The sequence below is a fragment of the Amycolatopsis sp. lyj-23 genome, assembly GCF_046549135.1.
In the GTDB taxonomy this organism is placed as follows: domain Bacteria; phylum Actinomycetota; class Actinomycetes; order Mycobacteriales; family Pseudonocardiaceae; genus Amycolatopsis.
Map to the genome: position 1 here is coordinate 1 of NZ_JAJPWN010000022.1, position 16710 is coordinate 16710.

The following is a 16710-nucleotide window of genomic DNA, read 5'->3' on the forward strand; positions in this document are numbered from 1 at the left end:
CGGCATCAACAGGCTCAAACGCAACCGCGCCGTCGCCACACGGTTCGACAAACTCGCGGTCCGCTACGAGGCCACCGTGCACATCGCAGCGATCAACGAGTGGCTACGCCATTGAAACAGGCTCTAGTCGGCTTTCGAGGTGGTCGAGGAGTCCTTCACGGGCTTCTCGGCCGCTTCCGGCTCGGCCTTCCCGGTGGCCTCCGGCTGCTCCGGCGCGGCCTCGGCGGCCGGCTCGTCGAAGCTGGCCGGAACGCGCTTCAGGTGCTTCGTCATCGAACGGACCAGGAAGGCCACCGCGACGAGGAACAGGATCAGCACCAGGAAGCCGACCGGGGAAGACTTGCCGAAGTCCTCCCCCTGCCCGCCGTTGTCGCCGTTGCCCGGCTGCTGCGTCAGGACCAGGGCCGACGCGGTCACCGGAAGCGCCACGCCGGCCGGCAGCGTCAAGCTCATGTGTTCACCTTCTCCTTGATGCCGGCGAACAGGTCGTCCTCCGGCAACGTGCTGTCGACCAGCGACTTGACCAGCTCGTACTCCTCGGTCGGCCAAATCCTGCGCTGGATCTCCAGCGGGACGAAGAACCAGCGGCTGTTCGGGTCGATCTGGGTGGCGTGCGCCTTGAGCGCCTCGTCCCGCACCTCGAAGTATTCACCGCACTCGACGCGGGTCGTCACCCGCTCCATCACATCGGCCCGCTCGGGGTCCCACTTGGCCAGCCACTCGGTGTACGGCGACTCGAGCCCGGCCTCCTTCAGCGCGGCGTCGAAGGCCACCATCCGGGCCTTCGAGAAGCCGTGCATGTAGTACAGCTTCAGCGGCTGCCACGGCTCGCCGGCGTCCGGGAAGCGCTCGGGGTCCGGCGCCGCGTCCCACGCCGCCATCGACACCTCATGGGTGCGGATGTGGTCGGGGTGCGGGTAGCCGCCGTTCTCGTCGTAGGTCGTGATGACGTGCGGGCGGAACTCGCGGATCACGCGCACCAGCGCCTCGGCCGACTCCTCGAGCGGCACGACGGAGAACGAGCCCTCGGGCACCGGCGGCAGCGGGTCGCCCTCCGGCAGGCCGGAGTCGACGAAGCCCAGCCAGCGCTGGTTCACGCCGAGGATCTTGGCCGCGCGGGCCATCTCCTCACGGCGGATCTCGGTCATGTTCGCCAGCACCTCGGGCCGGTCCATGGCCGGGTTCAGGATGCTGCCGGCCTCGCCCCCGGTGCACGTGACGACCAGCACCTCGTGACCCTCGGCGGCGTAGCGCGCCATCGTGGCCGCACCCTTGCTCGACTCGTCGTCCGGGTGCGCGTGCACGGCCATCATGCGCAGGCGCGGGTTGGCGGTCTTCCTCAGCTCGTCGGCTTCCACCATGCTCCGAACGACTCCCCTTCTGCCCTTATTCCGCGACCCACCTGCGGGCCGCCCACCCGGCGGGCGGATACTCGGGACGTACCCGCGTCCCCATTGTCCAGGCGGGTACGACAAGAACGAGCAGGAGGCCCGGGTTGGCAGGCGGACCGGCGGAAACGGCCAGCGCGCCCGCGCTGCCCGCAGGCCGGTACGGCACCGCGCGGGCGAAGACGTCCCGGCGCTGGCGGCGCTGGCTCTTCCTGGCCATCGCCCTGCTGGTCAGCGGCCTGATCGCCTGGGTCGCGTACGTCAACCTCGGCTCGGCGCCGATCGACGCCGAGCGCATCGCCTTCAGCGCGAAACCGGGCAACGCGATGGAAATCACCATCAACGTCACCCGTGACGACGACAGCAGGCCGGGCGTGTGCGTCGTCCGGGTCCGCGACCGGACCGGCGCCGAGAGCGGCCGCAAAGAGCTCCTGATCCCGGCCGGCGCGAAGTACAGCAGGATGAGCACGACGATCAAGAGCATCGGGGAACCGGTTACGGCAGACGTATTCGGCTGCTCGTACGACATACCACGCTATCTGTCAACCCCATAGCGGCCAACGGGGTGAACCGCGCGCTCAACGCCCAGGGCGCGCGGAAATAACGGGCGTCGACCTCTCGCGCCGTGATAGTCTGACCCATCAGCACGGCCCACGACGGGCCGTGTTTTTCCTTTATCTCAGCCACGCGGGCACCTACGCCCGCGTGGGCCGGCTTGAACACGCAAGCCTGGCAGGCCCGACGAGGAGATGGTGACCGTGAGCGACACCAAGGTGACCTGGCTCACCCAGGATGCCTACGACCGGCTCAAGCACGAGCTCGACGAAATGATCGAGAATCGGCCGGTCATCGCCGCGCGCATCAACGACAGCCGCGAAGAGGGTGACCTCAAGGAAAACGGGGGCTACCACGCGGCTCGCGAGGAGCAGGGCCAGGCCGAAGCGCGCATCCGGCACCTGCAGGAGCTGCTGCGCTCGGCCAAGGTCGGCGAAGCGCCCGCGAACGACGGCACCGCCGGCCCCGGCAAGGTGCTCACCGTCCGCTACGAAGGCGACGACGAAGACGAGAAGTTCCTGCTGGCCACCCGCGAAGAGGGCGCCGAGGGCGAGCTCGACGTGTATTCCCCGGAGTCGCCGCTGGGCAAGGCCCTGCTCGGCGCCAAGGAGGGCGAGTCCCGCGAGTACGAGCTGCCCAACGGCAAGGTCCAGAAGGTGACGCTCGTCAAGGCGGTTCCCTACACCGACGCCTGACGTCCACGGCTAGCGTGTCCTCCCAGGATCCACATTCTGGGAGGACACAGCTGTGAGCACGCTTCCGATGTGCCAGGCCTGCGGCATGCAGTACGCCGTGGCCCGCGACGACTGCCCGATCTGCGAGGACGAACGCCAGTACGTCCCGCAGTCCGGGCAGCAGTGGACGAGCCTTTCCGCTCTCCGCGAAAGCGGCACGTACACCCCGCGCATCGAGGAGCAGGGCCCCGGCATCACCGGCGTCGGCTCGAACCCGGGGTTCGCGATCGGCCAGCGCGCGCTGCTGGTGCGGGCCCGTTCGGGGAACTTCCTCTGGGACTGCGCCGCGTACCTCGACGACGCGCTGGTGGCGCAGGTCCGCGAGCTGGGCGGGATCACCGGCATCGCGATCAGCCACCCGCACTACTACACGACGATGGTCGAGTGGGCCCGGGCGTTCGACGTGCCGGTGTACCTGCACGAGAACGACCAGCAGTGGATCGGGCGCCCCGACCCGGCGGTGAAGCTGTGGTCCGGCTCGACCCTCGACGTCGCCGACGACCTGCGGCTGGTCAACCTGGGCGTGCACTTCGCCGGCGGCACGGTGCTGCACTGGCCGGACGGCGAAAACGGCCAGGGCGCCCTGCTGACCGGCGACATCGTCCAGGTCATCCCGGACCGGACGCACGTGGGCTTCATGTACAGCTACCCGAACCTGATCCCGGAGCGCCCGGAAGTGGTCCGTCGCGCGGCGGAGCTCCTCGCAGGTTACCGCTTCGAGACGATCTACGGCGCCTGGTGGGACGCGATCGTGCGGACCGACGGCTTCGAAGTCGTCCAGCGCTCGGCCAAGCGGTACCTGGCGCAGGTCGTCTGACCGGGCACTTCCACGTGAAAGTGTCCGGTCTCAGCCCCGCGCGGTCCGCTCCAGCAGGGGGCGGACCCGCGGCGGCACCGGCGTCGACAGGGCGATCGACGTCGACGTCCGCAGCACGTCCGGGACGCCGACCACCTTGTCGATGACCCGCTGCAGGTCGTCGTTGCCCCGCGCCACCATGCGGACGAACAGGTCGCCCTGGCCGGTCGTCGCGTGGACTTCGCAGACCTCGTCGATCGCCGCCAAGGCTTCCGCCACCTCGGCGCGGCGGCCCTGCGCTATTTCGAGCACCGCGAACGCCGTCAGGCCGTAGCCCATCGCTGCCAGGTCGAGTTCCGGCGGGAAGCCGCCGAGGATGCCGCGCTCGGTGAGGCGGTCCAAGCGCGCTTGGACCGTGCCGCGGGCGACACCCAGCCGGCGCGCGCACTCCAGGACCCCCAGGCGCGGGGAGTCCGTGAGCAGCAACAGCAGTCGCGCATCCAGCGCATCGAGGTTCTCGGACATGCACAGATTGTCCACGATGACTGCCGCTACCGGCCAGACACCGGTCAACTTGTCCAGCAAAATCAGAGACCATTGCGCATCTTGCCTCGCAAGGATGATCCTTCGAGGTATGACCCAGACTGCCGAACCCCAGGGTGCCCTCGACGACGTCAGCTACGACCAGCTGCGTCAGCTGGTCGGGCTCGTCGACCACGACGCCTCGACCGACCCGTTCCCGGTCAAGGCCATGGACGCGGTGGTGTTCATCGCCGGCAACGCCACCCAGACCGCCTGGTACTACCAGATCGCGTTCGGGATGCAGCTCGTCGCGTACTCCGGTCCCGAGACCGGCGTCTACGACCGCAAGTCCTACGTGCTCAAGTCCGGCTCGGCCCGGTTCGTCATCACCGGCGGCGTGAAGCCGGACTCGCCGCTGCTCGACCACCACCGCAAGCACGGCGACGGCGTCATCGACCTGGCGCTGGAGACCACCGACGTCGACAAGTGCATCGAGCACGCCCGCGCGCAGGGCGCGACCGTCCTCGAGGAGCCGCACGACGTCTCCGACGAGCACGGCACGGTCCGCGTCGCCGCGATCGCGACCTACGGCGAAACCCGCCACTCGCTGGTCGACCGGTCGCGCTACAACGGCGTCTACCTGCCCGGCTACGAGCCGCGCGAGAGCACGGTCAGGCGGCCCGAGGGCGCGCCGAAGCGGCTGTTCCAGGCCGTCGACCACTGCGTCGGCAACGTCGAGCTCGGCAAGATGGACTACTGGGTCGACTGGTACCACCGCGTCATGGGCTTCGTGAACATGGCGGAGTTCGTCGGCGACGACATCGCCACCGAGTACTCGGCGCTGATGAGCAAGGTCGTCTCGAACGGCAACCACCGGGTCAAGTTCCCGCTGAACGAGCCGGCCGTGGCGAAGAAGAAGTCGCAGATCGACGAGTACCTCGAGTTCTACGACGGCGCGGGCTGCCAGCACATCGCGCTGGCCACCAACGACATCATCGCCACGGTGACGGCGATGCGCGCCGCCGGCGTCGAGTTCCTCGACACGCCGGACTCCTACTACGACGACCCGGAGCTGCGCGCCCGGATCGGCAACGTCCGCGTGCCGATCGAGACGCTCAAGGAGCACAGCATCCTGGTCGACCGCGACGAGGACGGCTACCTGCTGCAGATCTTCACGAAGCCGATCGGCGACCGCCCGACGGTGTTCTACGAGCTGATCGAGCGGCACGGCTCGCTCGGCTTCGGCAAGGGGAACTTCAAGGCTCTGTTCGAGGCGATCGAGCGCGAGCAGGAGCGCCGAGGCAATCTTTAACGCCGAGGCGCCATCAGACGCTGTCGCGGCAACCTCTGACACATCTTGGCGAAAGGCCACGATAGGTGATCTCCGGGTCCCCTATCGTGGCCTTTGTCGTGAACCGGGAACCGACGGCGGCCCGGGTCCGTCTGTGTGGGTGGAGGGAAGGGGGCCGTGATGCCGGAGAGCATCGACGCCAGCGATGCGCTGATCGACAACTGGACCAAGCGGCTCGAAGAGAACGCCGCGCGGTACCAGGCGCTGGCCGATCGCGTGCAGGGCCAGACGGTCACCGAGCGGTCGAAGGACGGGATGGTCCAGGTGACCGTCGACTCGCGTGGGTTGCTGAAGAACCTCGTCATCGCCGAGACGGCGGCCGGGAAGCGGATGGCCGAGGTGTCGGCGCAGGTCATGCAGCTGGTGCAGCGGGCACAGGCGCGGATCCCGGAGCTGCTGCAGCAGGCCATGACCGAGACCACCGGCACCGGCGACCAGGCCGCGGCCGAGATCGTCCGCGAGGCGCAGAGCACGTTCCCGGCGCCGCCGCCCGAGGGCGAACCGGCGTTCCCGGAGCCCGACCGCGTCCGCCGGTTCCTGCCGGAGGACGTCGAGGAGCCGCCGCGCACACCGCCCGCCCCGCCCGCGCCGCCCGCGCCGCCTGCCCCGCCGCAGCCGCCGCGGCGCCGTCGTCCGGTCGACGACGATGACGACGACTTCGGCGGGCCGATCCTTTCCTGAGGGGGAAACCGATGACGGACGTGGAACTCAGCACCGACCTGACGGCGCACGCGAAGCAGCTCGACGCCATCGGCGACGGGCTGCAGCAGGCCGTCGACGCGGCGAACCAGGTGAGCATGCCGACCGACGCGTACGGCATCCTCTGCCAGCCGTTCCGGATGCTGCTCGACCCGGTTGAGCAGTACGGGATCGAGGCGCTCAAGGACGCCGTGCAGGCGATGACGGCCGTGTCCGGCAAGGTGCGCGAGGCCGCGCTCGCCTACCGCTCGTACGAAAGCGGTGTCGCCGACGACCTGAACAAGTCCGTGGACGGTGCCTGATGTCGGAGGGCAACCCGCTCGTCGCGGAGGCCAAGAAGGATCCGGACGGGCCGGGCGGGTTCACGGCGGGCAACGGCGACTACGGCTGGGCCGGCGGCATCGGCATCGCCGAGTCCTCGATGGACGCGTTCAACGGCATCAAGGACGGCGACTGGGTTTCCGGCGGCCTCGGCGTGCTGTCGCTGGCCGGCGAGGTCGCCGGGGCGGCGATCGACCCGTTCGGGTACCTGATGTCGTCGGTGGCGTCGTTCCTGATGGAGCACGTCCAGCCGCTGAAGGACATGCTGGATTCGGTGGCGGGCAACCCGCCGGTGATCCAGTCCTATGCGGACACCTGGGGCAACGTCTCGAAGGCGCTGGGCGAGCGCAAGACGGACTTCGACAACGCGGTGAAGAACGGCACGACGGGCTGGACGGGCGCGGGCGCGGACGCGTACCGGAAGTTCGCGGCCGAGCATTCGGACGCGCTGTCGGGCGCGGCGACGGTGGCGGGCGCGATCAGCACGGTCACGATGATCATGGGCCAGGTGGTGTCGTTCGTCCGCGAGACGGTGCGGCAGCTGATCGCGGACCTGGTCGGCAAGCTCATCGCGTGGGTGATGGAGGAGGTGTTTTCCCTCGGCTTCGGCACCCCGGTGGTGGTGGCCCAGGCGACGGCGGCGATCGCCAAGTGGGGCAAGAAGATCGGCGAGCTGCTCAAGAAGCTGACGGACACGATCCGGAAAGTGTCGCCGCTGCTGTCGAAGCTGGTGGACCTGTTCGAGAAGATCGCCAAGGTCTTCGGGAAGGTGCTGGGGAAGGTCAGCGGCCTCGACGGGCTGAAGGTGGAGAAGGTCGGCTTCGTCCACAAGATGCCGAAGGAGGGCGGCGGGGTCCACGCCCGGGCCCACGGCGAGTCTTCCCAGGGTTCCGGCCACGCCGACGGGGATTCGCCGGGTTCGGACCCGATGCACACGGATTCTTCGAACGGCTCGCGCGGAGGATCGTCGTCGCGCGCGGGCGGCGAGGAGGGCGCTCCCGACGGTCCGGCCGGGGCGCCTGACGGCAGCCCGTCGGCGGGGCGCTCGAGCGAGGGTGGGCCGAACACGTCGTCGCGTGCGGGCGAAAGTGGGTCCGCGGCGACCGGGGATGGGGACGGCACGCTGTCGCACTCCGGCGACACAAGCTCCTCGCCTGCTCACGTGGGTGACAACGCGCCGGTGCGCGGTGGCTCGTCCGCTCGCGGCGGGGAGAACGGTTTTGCGGACCCGGGATCGTCGCGAGTTGGCGACGGCGGGCCTGCGCCTGCTCGCGGTGGGGACAGCGGGCCGTCGCACACGGGCGACCCCGGTTCATCGCGAATCGGCGACAGTGGACCGTCGCACATCGGCGACAGTGGGCCCACGCCGACCCGAACCGGTGCTCCCGCGGAGGCAGGACCGTCGCGGATAGGCGACAGTGGACCGTCGCCCACCAGGGTCGGTGACAGTGGGCCCTCGCACCTCGGCGACAGCGGACCCGCGCCCAGCCGGGTCGGCGACAGCGGACCGTCGCACCTCGGCGACAGCGGATCCGCGCCCAGCCGGGTCGGCGACAGTGGGCCGTCGCACGGTGGCGACACCAGCCCTGCTCCCGCGCATTCCGGCTCGTCGCCGGGTGGGCGGGCCGGTGGGCCGGACTCGCACGCCGGCACCGAGGCTCCGAGCAGCGCCGCGCCACCGCGGGTCGACGGGACCACCTCGGCCAGTGGAACCGCTCCCACCGCCCCACGGACGGGTGAGCCCGGCCCGGCCGTGCCGTCACCTCGCGGCGACGGGATTCCACCGCAGGGCGGCCAGCCCGTGCCCGGCGGCTTGCCACCCGGCGGCGCGGCACCTCCGCCCGGCAGCGGTCCCGCCGCCGGCGGATCCCCCCGCACGGGTGGCGGCGCCGGTTGGACGGGCACACCGGGCACCCCCGGCGCCCGCATCGACACGCCCGGACGCCCCCGCCCGGGCAGCGACCTGCCCGAAGGACGCCCCCGGACACCCGACACCCCGGCACCCGCGGCCCGCGGAGCAGCTCCGGCCCCCACGCGCCCCGGCCCGGACACCCGTCCGGACGGCTCGGGCCGCGGTCCCGGCGACCCGAACAGGCCCGCCGCCCCTGGTCACGGTCCCGACACCCGGCCGACCGGCCCCGGGCCCGGCGGCAGCTCAGGCCGCCCCGGCGCCGACACCCCGCCGAATGGCCGTGGCCCCGCCCGCACCAACCGATCCGACGGCACCCCCGACCCACGGCCGAGCAACTCCGGGCAAGGCCCCGCCGACCCCAACCACACCCCCGAAACCCGGCCCAGCAACTCCGGGCAAAGCCCCGCCAACCCCAACCACACCCCCGAAACCCACCCGGGCAATCCCGAGCACAGCACCCCCGAAACCCACCCGCACGGCTCCGACAGCCCGCCCAGCCCCGACCCCCGCAACCAAGACCTCCCGCCCGACCCCGACCTCCCGGGCCCGCACGACCCACACCCCCTCACCCCGGACGAAGTCAACGCCCACCACGCCGAAAGCACCCCCTCCGGCACCTCCTACCACGCCGGCGACCCCGCCATGGGCGACCTCCCCCACCGGGTGCAGCCCGATCCCGCCGGGCGCTACACCGTCGACGTGCACGTCACCCCCGATGGGCACGCCCGGATCGGGGATCGGCTCTACACCCCCGAGGAATTCGCCGACATCCTGCGGCGCAACGGGGACTACGACGGGCGGCCCGTCCGGCTGATCGGGTGCGATGCCGGCTCCAACGACTTCGCGCACCGGCTTTCGCGGGAGCTCGACACCGAGGTGCTCGCGCCCAGCAAGCCCGCCTGGACCGACTCGCACGGGCGGGTCTTCTCCTCCGACTACGAGATCGGGCCGGACGGGAAGATGCGGCCGCGGATTCCGCCGGACGGCGAATGGAGCGTGCACCACCCCGACGGCTCGACGCACGCCGCCGGGGAAACCGGGTTCGCTCCCGATACCCGGCACCACGATCCGCACGACGTCGATGCCGGCAGCTCGCGGCACCGCGGTGGTGACGACACCCGGCAGCGCCACGCTCCCGGCGCCGACCCGGATGCGCCGCCGTCCGTTCCGGAGGATCGGAATCCCCTTTCGCGGCAACAGGAACGCGAACTCACCGATCCGCAGCACCAGGCCGAGGTCCGGCGGAACCCGCAGCACAGCACCGACTTCACGCCGACCGGTGGGGAGCCCGTGCCCGTCGGGCCGGGCAGCGCGCACCCCGACGCGCCGCGGCCGCCGCACGCCGGGGAGCGCTTCCCGGGGGACCAGCCGCTGCAGGCGAACCGGTCCTACCAGGTGGTCGACGCCGACGGGCACCCGCGCGGCACCTACCACACCGACAGCTCCGGCCGGGTCACGCACATCGACACCTCGCACCCGAACGTGCCGCCGCGGATCCCCACCGGGCAGGCCGATCCCGCGTTCAAGCCGAACCCGGCCTACCACCCGAACCCGGACGTCACCCACCCGCACCCGAACACCACCTACCGGGTCGAGGTCGACGGGCACCACCAGACCTTCCACACCGACGCGGACGGCGTGCCGCACCCCTCGGTGCAGTACCACCGGCCGGACTTCGACGCCCCCGCCGTCGAGATCGACCGCCACCACCCGAACGCACCGGGACCGAAGCAGTCCTTCGCCGAAGGCGGCCCCTACGAGCCGCACCGGCGGTACGGCGTCACCGACTCCAGCGGTGTCCACCGCGGCACGTTCCACACCGACGCGAACGGGCACGTCCGCTGGGCGGAGGTCGACTCCGGCCGGATCGCGCGGACGAACCCGGACTGGAACGCCATCAGCTCCCTGCCGGGGAACCCGGAGGTCCACCTGCGGCAGCGGATCGACGCCGACGCCGAGGTCCCGCACGGCGTCCGGGACCCGGAGCGGTTCCGCGGCGCGCAGCAGCACGACGTCAAGCTCGCCAGCGGGAAGTCCTTTTTGGACACCCACCCGGACCTGGAGCCGAACTCCAAGTACGTCGTGCACAGCGACCACCGGGAGGGCAAGAACAAGATCGACCAGGTCCGCTCGGTCTACTGGACCGACGAGCACGGGAACGTCGCGGTGGTCGAGACCTTCCGGCCGCACCACCCGGACCTCAACAACCCGGCGCCGAACATGGTCTACCACGTCGACGACGGCCGGTTCACCTACCAGACCGGTCCCGAGGTCGACGGCGGCCCGGCGCAGACCGTGCACGGCCGCTCCCACCAGCCGGAGCTCGCTCCCGAGGGCGAGCTGCTGCGCCGGGACGGCTCGGCGCAGGGCGATTCCGGCCGACTGGGCGCGGGCATGGGGCTCTACGACGGCGGGCACATCGCGGGCAACCAGTTCCGCGGCCCCGGCGAGCTGGTCAACATGATGTCCCAGTGGCGGCCGCAGAACCAGGGCTGGCCGAACCAGGCCGGGCCCGACCACTGGTACGCGTTCGAGTCCGACCTCGCCGAGCACCTGAAGAAGGGCGGCAAGATCGACGGGATCGACGTGTTCCCGATGCGGCACGACGGCGATCTGGTGCCGCACACCATCCAAGTACGGTGGGTCGAGGTGGACACCGCCGGCAACCGCAGCGTCCACCTGCGCAGCTTCACCAACACGCCCGCGCGAGTGTCCTGATGGGACCGGCCGCCGCACCAGAAAGGACCGGCACGCATGCCTCGTGACGTCTCGCAGTGGCGGGAACAGTCGCACGAAGTGGGCAACGCCCTCGTCGACGCCGCACCCCCGGGGTGGCGGCGGATCGACCTGGTGAGCCGGGTCAACGTCGACGTCCAGGACTTCGTGCTCACCGTGCTGATGGCCGACGGGAGCCAGGTCCCGGTCGCGGTGCCGGACCGGGTGGCGCCCGCCGTGCGCCGCATCCGCGACGCCTACTACGTGCCGGGCGAGGGCACCTGGTTCTCGATGCGGTACATGATCGACCCGCCCGGGCGCATCCAGACGCTGTTCAACCTGGACTGGGACCCGCACTGGGCGCCGTCGATCGACAACGCGGGCTGGGTGCGCGACCTCGAGGCCTACCCCCGCGATCCGGCGAACATCCAGCCGTGGCTGCGCGCGCGGCTGGCCGAAGCCGGTCGCCCGGTGCCCGGCGACGTCCCGCCCGCGCGGCCGCGGCCGCCGCTGGCTCCCCCGGAGCAGAACTGGTACTGGGACCAGATCGCGAACGTCGTCGCGCTGTCCGTGCCGCCGGACTGGACGCAGGTGATGCTGACCTGGCGGGCGATCGGCGGGTACACCGAACGGCCGGTGTTCGTCCGCCGGGCCACCGACGGCGGCCTGTACCCGTGGGAGCCGCCGCGGGAAGTCGCCGAGCTGCTGGCCGAACTGCGGGCCGCCATGTACGTGCCGGGCCGGGGCACGTGGTTCCAGGCGGTCGCGCACGTCGCGCTCAACTCGAGCATCGAGTACACGTACACGTGGGACGACGAGCCGGCGTGGGACGGGCCGCGGCCGGTCGCCGAGTTCGCCCGTGAGCTCGCGCAGTTCCCGCGCACCGGTGCGGCCCTGCCCGGCTGGCTGGCCGAGGCGGCCGGTGGCGCCGCGACGACGGGTCCGGCGGACCCCGAAGCCGCGGAGAAGGAAGCCCTGCGCGCGGCCGAAGACGCCGCGGCCGAGCTGGAGATCCCCGCCGCCCGCTACCGCATCGGCGAGGTCGCCGACGGCGCCTGGTGCCTGGTGCGCGAGGACGACGGCTGGGCGGTGTTCGACGCCCGGGGCGGCGAACGGCTGGAGGCGGCGACGTTCCCGACGGCGGTGGCGGCCGTCCGCTACTTCACCGGGCACCTCTACCTCGACCGCGTCGCCCTGCGCGGCGAGCTGCCGCCCGACGCCAAGCGCCAGACCGACCAGTGGCCGATCCAGCCCGTCGGCGGGGACGCCCCGCTGTCGATGTACAGCGGGAAACGCCTGGTCACCCTGCCGCCGGGCACCGAAGTGGACCGCTACGGCGAGCCGTCGGGCAACACGCTCTACGCGGCCCGGACCGAGTGGCCGCACCGCTCGGAGCCGGCCGAAGTCCAGGGCTGGCCCTACCACGTCTACCGCCTGCGCCGGCCCGTGCGGGCCCTCACCGGCACGGCCGTCAGCTGGTACGACCAGCCCGGCGGCGGCACCGCCTACGTACTGGAGCGGCCGGTCGCCGACCTCCTGGCCGACGACGCCGTCGAGGAGATCCCGCAGGCGACCACGCGGCCACCCGAGCGGGGCTGACCGGTGAGCACACCGCCGGTGCCGCTGAGCCCGGAACAGCAGCAGCAGCTCGTCGACCGGATCGGGCACGGGCTGGCGTCGATGGCCCCGCCCGGTACCTGGCGGTCGGTCCGGGCCGAGTACCGGGCGGCCGGACGGCACATCGAAGCCGACGTCGTCGTCACGGGCCAGGACGGCGTGCCCCGCGCGGTCCAGCCGCCCCCGGAACTGCTCCGGCTCTTCGGCACGCTGCGCGCGGGCATGTACCGGCCGGGCGCGGGCACCTGGCTGGGCGCGGTGCTGACCGTGGACGCCGGCCAGGGGGTCGGCGCGGACTTCGCGTTCGACCGGGAACCGCCGTGGCGGCGCACGCCCCCGCCGATCGGCTTCCAGGACGAGCTGCGGGCGTTCCCGCGCGCGGACCAGCAGATCCCGGACTGGCTGCGCCGGCGCGCCACGCCGTTCGACGGCATCCGGACACCGCGCATCCACGACGGCGTCGACGCGGCCGGGCGCCCGATCGTCCGGCGGCCGCCGCTGCCGCCGTCCGAGGTCGAGCCGGTCCTGGCGTACCTGGACGCGGCCCCGGTGATCCTGGCGTCACGCAGCAACGGGCCGGACGCGTTCGACCCCGAACGCACGGACGCCGTGCCGCTGAACTTCCGCACCGACGGCGCCTGGGCGTGGCCCGGCGCGGTCGCGTACTACCTGCGCGAGCACGGCGTGCCGCCGGACCCGGACCTGGTCGCCCACATCCGGGCCCGGCGCTTCGCCGCACCGGCCGAAGTCCCCGAAGCGGCCACGGACCTCGCCCTGGCCGCCATCACCGGCGGCTAGACGACGGTGTAACCGGCGTTGGTCAGCGCGAACTCGACTTCCTTGCAGTGCTCGGGGCCGCGGGTTTCCAGCGCGAGCACGACGTCGGCCTCGCCGAGGTCGAGGCTGCCGGAGATGCGCGAATGCTCGACGTCCAGCACGTTCGCGCCCAGTTGGCTGACGCACGCCAGCACGCCGACCAGGGAGCCGGGGCGGTCCGGGACCCGCAGCCGCAGGTGCAGGTAGCGGCCGCCCGCGGTCATGCCGTGCTGGATGATCTGCAGCAGCAGCACCGGGTCGACGTTGCCGCCGGACAGGATGGCCACGACCGGGGGCTCGAACACGCCGGGGTGCTGCAGCAGTGCGGCGACCGTCGCCGCGCCGGCCGGCTCGACGACCAGCTTCCGCCGCTCCAGGCACAGCAGGACGGCGCGGGAGAGGAACTGCTCCGACACCGTCACGACGTCGTCGACCAGCGACTCGACGTGGGCGAAACTGACCTTGCCGGGCTCGCCGACCGCGATCCCGTCGGCCATGGTCGAGGTCTGGCTCAGCCGCACGGGCGCGCCCGCGGCCAGCGACGGCGGGTACGCGGCGGCCTCCTCGGCCTGGACGCCGACGACGCGGACGTCCGGCCGCAGCGCCTTCACCGCCGAGGCGACCCCGCCGACCAGCCCGCCGCCGCCGGTGGCGACCAGGATGGTCTTCACGCCCGGCACCTGCTCCAGGATCTCCAGCCCGACCGTGCCCTGGCCGGCGATGACGTCCGGGTGATCGAAGGGGTGGATGAACACCGCGCCGGTCCGCTCGCCGAACTCGACGGCGGCTTTCAGCGTCTCCTCGAGGAGGGCGCCGTGGAGGTGGACGTCGGCGCCGTAGCCGCGGGTGGCGGCGAGCTTCGGCAGCGGGGCCCGCAGCGGCATGAAGACGGTCGACTTGGCGCCGAGCAGCGACGACGCCAGCGCGACGCCCTGCGCGTGGTTGCCGGCGCTGGCCGCGACGACGCCCCGCTCGCGTTCGGCCTCGGTGAGGCCGTGGATGCGGGTGTAGGCGCCGCGGATCTTGAACGACCCCGTCCGCTGCAGGTTTTCGCACTTGAGGTGCACGGGACCGCCGTGGAGCCGGCGCAGGTCGCGCGCGTGCTCCATCGGCGTCACCCGGGTCACTCCGGTGAGGAGTTCCCGGGCGGCCTGGATCCGCTCGAGGGTGACGAGTTCCATGGGCCGGACTATGCCACTCAGGAACTCCACAGGTTGCCGGCACCGTGATCCGGGTACTCTGGGTCGCGTCAACACGCGGTAAACAAGGAGCAACCATGGCACCGGGGAACGACGCGGACACGGCCCGACGGGCCCGCGCGACGCGCTCCGCCGGTCTGCTCCCGCTCGTCGTCGGCCTGGCTTCGGCCGCCGCGCTCACCGGCGCCGCGTACTTCACGGTGGACAGCGCCTCGTGCGGGTCCCCGGCCCAGTACATCCGCCACGACAGCCACGTCGAGCTGGTCGGTGGCTGCGTCGACGGCGCGAACCTGCCCGCCACCGGCACGCCGTCGACCGGCGGCGTCGTGCACGGCAACTACAGCCCCTGACCTGGCGGGTTACCCCGGTGTGCCCGGGGAACACGAAAGTGCCTTCTTCCGCGGTCGCGGCGCGTCTTCGATGATCATCGGGTGACCACCGTCTACGAGCCGGGCCGCGGCCCCGGCCCCGCCAAACCCACGCCGGACGCAGTCAGCAGGCTGCTGAGCGAGCACTCACTGGGCGCGCTGGCGACCGTCAACCGCGCGGGCCACCCGCACCTGTCGACCGTCGCGTACAGCTGGGACCCGGCCGAGCGCGTCGTGCGGATCGGGTCCGCTGCGGGCCGCGCGAAGGTCCGCCAGCTCGCGAACAACCCGCGTGCGTCGCTCTATGTCGGCAGCGACGACCACCTGGCGTTCGCGGTCGCCGAAGGACTGGCCGAGGTTTCGCCGGTCAGCCTGGTTCCCGGCGACGAAACCGGCCTCGCCCTGCTCGCCATGCAGGCGCCGCTGCGCGACCCCGAGGACGAGGCCGCTTTCCTGCGGAGCATGGTCGAAGACCGCCGCGTGGTGATCACGCTCCGGGTGGAGCGCCTCTACGGCGGCGGCCTCGACGTGGGTGCCTGAAGCTCAGCCCAGCGCGGCCAGCAGGTCCGCGACCAGGTCGCGGCCGTCTTCGATGCCGACGGAGAGGCGGAGGAGGTCGGCCGGGACCTGCAGGGTCGAGCCCGCCGTGCTGGCGTGGGTCATCTTGCCCGGGTGCTCGATCAGCGACTCGATGCCGCCGAGGGACTCGGCGAGGATGAACAGCTTCGTGCGCGAAGCCACCTCCAGCGCCGCCTGCTCGCCGTCCACGTGGCTGAACGACACCATGCCGCCGAAGCGGCGCATCTGCTTCGCCGCCGTCTCGTGGCCCGGGTGCTCCGGCAGGCCCGGGTAGTAGACCTTCGCGACCTTCGGGTGCTTCACCAGCGCCTGGACGACCTTCTCGGCGTTGTCGCTGTGCCGCTCCATGCGCAGGGCGAGGGTCTTGATGCCGCGCAGAGTCAGCCACGCGTCGAACGGGCCCGGCACCGCGCCCGCGGCGTTGCGCAGGTAGAAGAACTGCTCGCGCAGCTCGTCCTCGTTCGTGACGATCGCGCCGCCGACGACGTCGGAGTGGCCGCCGAGGTACTTGGTCGTCGAGTGCAGGACGATGTCGGCGCCGAGCGCCAGCGGGTTCTGCAGGTACGGCGTCGCGAAGGTGTTGTCGACCACCAGGCGGGCGCCGGCGTCGTGCGCCGCCCCGGCCAGCGCTGCGATGTCGGCGATGCCGAGCAGCGGGTTGGTCGGCGTCTCGCACCAGATCAGCTTCGTCTCGGGGCGGATGGCGGCCCGCACGTCGTCGAGGTCGGCGAGGTTCGCGACGGTGTGCTCGACGCCCCAGAGGCTGAGCACCTTGTCGATCAGGCGGAACGTGCCGCCGTACGCGTCGTTGCCGAGCACGAGGTGGTCGCCGGGGCGGAGGGTACTGCGCAGCACCACGTCGGACGCGGCCATGCCGGACGCGAAGGCCAGCGCGTGCCGGCCGCCTTCCAGCGACGCCAGCGCCTCCTCCAGCGCCGAGCGGGTCGGGTTCGCGGTGCGCGAGTACTCGTAGTCGCCCTCGCGGGTTCCGCCCACGCCGTCCTGCGCGTAGGTGGAGGTCTGGTAGATCGGCACGATCACCGCGCCGGTGCGGGGGTCGGGCTTCTGACCGGCGTGAATCGCGCGCGTCTCGAAACCCAGTTCGGAGTAGTCGTCCACCATCGGTTCAGCGTACGGG

General features: G+C 71.8%; 16 protein-coding genes. 11 read left to right on the forward strand and 5 right to left on the reverse strand.

What is annotated here, in order from left to right; genetic code table 11:
• Positions 1–123: 123 nt before the first annotated feature.
• Together ACLJPY_RS41935 and mca are read right to left on the reverse strand one after the other, a co-directional pair.
• Positions 124–453, reverse strand: coding sequence for a hypothetical protein (locus ACLJPY_RS41935; RefSeq protein ID WP_410596547.1), 330 nt, complete (start codon positions 451–453; stop codon positions 124–126).
• Positions 450–1361 carry a mycothiol conjugate amidase Mca gene (mca, locus tag ACLJPY_RS41940; RefSeq protein WP_410596548.1) on the reverse strand — a complete coding sequence of 304 codons (912 nt, stop codon included), beginning with the start codon at positions 1359–1361 and terminating at the stop codon, positions 450–452. Before mca ends, ACLJPY_RS41935 begins: the two co-directional genes overlap by 4 nt.
• Positions 1362–1495: 134 nt before the next feature.
• Here mca and ACLJPY_RS41945 point away from each other — a divergent pair, with 134 nt between their 5' ends.
• From ACLJPY_RS41945 to ACLJPY_RS41955, 3 genes are all read left to right on the forward strand, one after another.
• The gene (locus ACLJPY_RS41945) at positions 1496–1942 is read left to right on the forward strand and encodes a DUF4307 domain-containing protein (protein WP_410596549.1); all 447 of its coding nucleotides are present in this window, start codon (positions 1496–1498) and stop codon (positions 1940–1942) included.
• Between the two features lie 195 nt (positions 1943–2137).
• Positions 2138–2638 carry a transcription elongation factor GreA gene (gene greA, locus ACLJPY_RS41950; RefSeq protein WP_086845342.1) on the forward strand — a complete coding sequence of 167 codons (501 nt, stop codon included), beginning with the start codon at positions 2138–2140 and terminating at the stop codon, positions 2636–2638.
• A gap of 52 nt (positions 2639–2690) precedes the next feature.
• Complete coding sequence (locus tag ACLJPY_RS41955) at positions 2691–3494, forward strand: MBL fold metallo-hydrolase (RefSeq protein ID WP_410596550.1); 804 nt, start codon at positions 2691–2693, stop codon at positions 3492–3494.
• Between the two features lie 30 nt (positions 3495–3524).
• On the opposite strand, the gene ACLJPY_RS41960 is transcribed toward ACLJPY_RS41955, so the two are convergent.
• Positions 3525–3998 carry an Lrp/AsnC family transcriptional regulator gene (locus tag ACLJPY_RS41960; protein WP_410596551.1) on the reverse strand — a complete coding sequence of 158 codons (474 nt, stop codon included), beginning with the start codon at positions 3996–3998 and terminating at the stop codon, positions 3525–3527.
• A gap of 109 nt (positions 3999–4107) precedes the next feature.
• Here ACLJPY_RS41960 and hppD point away from each other — a divergent pair, with 109 nt between their 5' ends.
• The 6 genes from hppD to ACLJPY_RS41990 all read left to right on the forward strand — a co-directional run bounded on the left by hppD (position 4108) and on the right by ACLJPY_RS41990 (position 13408).
• Entirely contained in the window at positions 4108–5307 is a 1200-nt protein-coding gene (gene hppD / locus ACLJPY_RS41965; protein WP_410596552.1) for a 4-hydroxyphenylpyruvate dioxygenase, read from the forward strand.
• A gap of 159 nt (positions 5308–5466) precedes the next feature.
• A complete protein-coding gene (locus ACLJPY_RS41970; protein WP_410596553.1) occupies positions 5467–6027 on the forward strand; it encodes a YbaB/EbfC family nucleoid-associated protein in 561 nt (186 codons plus the stop codon).
• 11 nt (positions 6028–6038) lie between these two features.
• Positions 6039–6347, forward strand: a complete 309-nt coding sequence (locus ACLJPY_RS41975; RefSeq protein ID WP_410596554.1) for a type VII secretion target — start codon at positions 6039–6041, stop codon at positions 6345–6347.
• Positions 6347–10996, forward strand: a complete 4650-nt coding sequence (locus ACLJPY_RS41980; protein ID WP_410596555.1) for a hypothetical protein — start codon at positions 6347–6349, stop codon at positions 10994–10996. The genes ACLJPY_RS41975 and ACLJPY_RS41980 overlap by 1 nt, the downstream gene beginning before the upstream one ends.
• Before the next feature lie 36 nt (positions 10997–11032).
• Complete coding sequence (locus ACLJPY_RS41985; RefSeq protein WP_410596556.1) at positions 11033–12592, forward strand: TNT domain-containing protein; 1560 nt, start codon at positions 11033–11035, stop codon at positions 12590–12592.
• A gap of 3 nt (positions 12593–12595) precedes the next feature.
• The gene (locus tag ACLJPY_RS41990) at positions 12596–13408 is read left to right on the forward strand and encodes a ferredoxin (RefSeq protein ID WP_410596557.1); all 813 of its coding nucleotides are present in this window, start codon (positions 12596–12598) and stop codon (positions 13406–13408) included.
• Here the strand turns inward: ACLJPY_RS41990 and ilvA are convergent.
• Positions 13405–14607 carry a threonine ammonia-lyase gene (gene ilvA / locus ACLJPY_RS41995; protein ID WP_410596558.1) on the reverse strand — a complete coding sequence of 401 codons (1203 nt, stop codon included), beginning with the start codon at positions 14605–14607 and terminating at the stop codon, positions 13405–13407. The genes ACLJPY_RS41990 and ilvA overlap by 4 nt on opposite strands.
• A gap of 95 nt (positions 14608–14702) precedes the next feature.
• On the opposite strand from ilvA, the gene ACLJPY_RS42000 reads away from it, so the two are divergent.
• Together ACLJPY_RS42000 and ACLJPY_RS42005 are read left to right on the forward strand one after the other, a co-directional pair.
• On the forward strand, positions 14703–14975 hold the full coding sequence (locus ACLJPY_RS42000; protein WP_410596559.1) for a hypothetical protein: 273 nt from the start codon (positions 14703–14705) through the stop codon (positions 14973–14975).
• An 81-nt stretch (positions 14976–15056) separates the two neighbouring features.
• On the forward strand, positions 15057–15533 hold the full coding sequence (locus tag ACLJPY_RS42005; protein ID WP_410596560.1) for a pyridoxamine 5'-phosphate oxidase family protein: 477 nt from the start codon (positions 15057–15059) through the stop codon (positions 15531–15533).
• 3 nt (positions 15534–15536) lie between these two features.
• Here ACLJPY_RS42005 and ACLJPY_RS42010 read toward each other — a convergent pair whose 3' ends face one another.
• Positions 15537–16694: a cystathionine gamma-synthase gene (locus ACLJPY_RS42010; RefSeq protein WP_410596561.1), complete on the reverse strand. Its 1158-nt coding sequence runs from the start codon at positions 16692–16694 to the stop codon at positions 15537–15539.
• Between the last annotated feature and the right edge of the window lie 16 nt (positions 16695–16710).